Below are 2,588 nucleotides of genomic sequence, written 5' to 3'. Positions count from 1 at the left end.
CATTATCATTTAAAAAGTTTACCTTCAAATTTGAAGGTAAACAAAGTAGGTAACAAATCATTAATAGATGATAATACAATAGATTATCTAAAAACAATTTTAAATAAAAAAACGACAAAAGAATCGACAAAATTTGATGAAAAATCGACAAACAAAACAGAATCATTAAATAACCAATATAGCAGTTATATCGATAAATACATAGAGCATTTAGAATCAGAAATTCGACAAAAGAATCGACAAATTGACGATTTAACAATTGCATTAAAACAAGAACAATCTTTGAATTTAAATAGCCAAAATATATTAAGTAATACCAAAAAAATAGAAACTGATAATATAGATTCAAAAGAAGATATCATTACTCCAAAAGCATCAAAAAAAATGAACAAAAACAATCTATCTTTTCTAAACTATTCAAAAAAAATAATGTATTCACGCCTAAAGGCGTGAATACATTATTTTCTCTAAAAAGAAATTATCACTTGTTAATTATAATATAGTTAATATTTAGCAAGTGAAGTGTGGTTTATCATATGCAAAAATCCCACTACTGTCCAAAGCAAAGTAGGGTTTTTATTTAATATACAAAATACAAAGCATTTCTATATTGACAAAGGATAAAAATCATACTAACTTATGAATATATGAGCATATATTCATAAGTTAGTATGATTTTCTTCGAGTAACAAAACATTAATTGAAATTTTATATTTTTTAACTCTATAGTTATAAAAACAAAAATTCAAATTATAGAAAATATTTTTCATCATTAAAAAGAGGAGGGATTAAATGGAAAACGATCACAATCATAATCATACACATGGCGCGAACAAAAAGACTTTATTAATTAGTTTTATTATTATTACAAGTTACATGATTGTAGAAGGGTTAGGTGGTTTCTTTACTAACAGTCTTGCGTTAATTTCAGATGCTGGTCATATGTTAAGTGATTCTATTTCTTTAGGTATTGCTTTAATTGCATTTACTTTAGGAGCGAAGCAAGCTAATACAAATAAAACTTTTGGCTACAAAAGGTTTGAAATACTAGCAGCTGTACTTAATGGTATTACTTTGATGTTAATAGCTATCTATATTTTTTATGAAGCTATTGAGAGATTTAAAAACCCCCCTGAGGTAGCTTCTACAGGCATGTTAATTATCGCCTTGGTAGGCTTGTTTATTAATATTATTGTGGCTTGGATAATGCTGCGCGGGAGCGATGTAGAAGAAAACTTAAATATGCGTGGAGCATATTTGCATGTAATAAGCGACATGCTTGGATCTATAGGTGCAGTTATAGCAGCCCTTCTCATTATATTTTTTAGATGGGGGTGGGCGGATCCTTTAGCAAGTGTGATTGTAGCAATTTTAGTACTACGTAGCGGCTTTTATGTAACAAAATCAAGTCTTCATGTATTAATGGAGGGAGCACCAAGCAATATAAATACAAAAGACATTATTAAAACTATTAAAAAATTCAAAGAAGTTAAAAATATTCATGACTTTCATGTTTGGTCAGTAACTAGCGGATTAAACGCGTTATCTTGTCATATTGTTGTAGAAGATACAATGACCATTACTGAAAATGAGTTTTTACTTAAACGTATAGAACATGAACTCAATCATCAAAATATTCAACATGTCACAATACAGACTGAAACTTCTAACAATAATCATAGTGAAAAATTGTTTTGTATCGTGAAAGAAGAAGACAGTCAACATCATCATTAAATAAACAGCCATTATTTTTTAATAATGGCTGTTTATTTAATTATTCCAATATATTTAATATATCTTTTTTGTTATTTTCAAATCCCACGTAATATTTAAACAACTTTTTTTTACCCCAAAAAATTTTTTTATAAAAAACAAATAAGGGAACAATTCGGTTGCCTGATATTTTTTTCATTTCTTCTTCTAAGTCCAAATTTTGACTTACATCTTTATGACTATAACTAATCTCTTGAGAGTTTAAATACCTTTTTGATTCTTGGCAATCAGAGCATGTAGGTCTTGTGTAAAGCTCAAGTTGTATATTTTTATCCAAATATATCTCTCCTAATATAAGTTTTAGCATACATTTTATACAAGTGTACCTCTTAAAACAAACTATAAATATTAATTTTTTATATGAAACTTTTGTATTGACTTATACCTACTAGGGGTATAATATAGATTCCAACAAGAGATACCCCGTTAGGGTATATGAGGAGGGGTGAAATTGAACACTACTACTGTTAAAAACAATGACGCATTGCTCAATAGACTCAAAAGATTAGAAGGACAAATGCGCGGTTTACAATCAATGATAGCAGAAGATAGATATTGTATAGATGTACTAGTACAAATAACAGCAATACAATCAGCCCTAAAACAAGTGGGTTTTATAGTAACTGAAGACCATATATCTAATTGTGTAAGTGAAGGTATTAAAAATGGCAACGGAGAAGAAAGTATCAAAGAATTGATGGTTGTATTAAAACAATTTTCAAAATAGGAGGAAAGAAATAATTGAGTGAAAATATTAAAAAAACCTCATTAGGTATCACAGGCATGACATGTGCAGCTTGCTCGAATAAAGTAGA

Annotated in this window: 4 protein-coding genes; 3 read left to right on the top strand and 1 reads right to left on the bottom strand. The window is 28.4% G+C overall.

Annotation, left to right across the window (positions count from 1 at the left end; translation table 11 throughout):
• Positions 1–453 (top strand): replication-associated family protein (locus tag AB0C84_RS45920; RefSeq protein WP_361079188.1); only part of this gene is annotated, 453 nt, incomplete at its 5' end.
• A 339-nt stretch (positions 454–792) separates the two neighbouring features.
• The gene (locus tag AB0C84_RS45915; protein WP_001831389.1) at positions 793–1,734 is read left to right on the top strand and encodes a cation diffusion facilitator family transporter; all 942 of its coding nucleotides are present in this window, start codon (positions 793–795) and stop codon (positions 1,732–1,734) included.
• Positions 1,735–1,774: 40 nt separating this feature from the next.
• Here AB0C84_RS45915 and AB0C84_RS45910 read toward each other — a convergent pair whose 3' ends face one another.
• The gene (locus tag AB0C84_RS45910; protein WP_001831374.1) at positions 1,775–2,050 is read right to left on the bottom strand and encodes a glutaredoxin family protein; all 276 of its coding nucleotides are present in this window, start codon (positions 2,048–2,050) and stop codon (positions 1,775–1,777) included.
• Between the two features lie 168 nt (positions 2,051–2,218).
• Between AB0C84_RS45910 and AB0C84_RS45905 the strand changes: the two genes are divergently transcribed.
• Positions 2,219–2,500: a metal-sensing transcriptional repressor gene (locus AB0C84_RS45905; protein WP_002440842.1), complete on the top strand. Its 282-nt coding sequence runs from the start codon at positions 2,219–2,221 to the stop codon at positions 2,498–2,500.
• Positions 2,501–2,588: the final 88 nt, after the last annotated feature.

This window comes from Actinomadura sp. NPDC048955, from assembly GCF_040649435.1.
Taxonomy (GTDB): domain Bacteria; phylum Actinomycetota; class Actinomycetes; order Streptosporangiales; family Streptosporangiaceae; genus Spirillospora; species Spirillospora luteofluorescens.
This window is presented reverse-complemented; position numbering and strand designations above follow the sequence as displayed.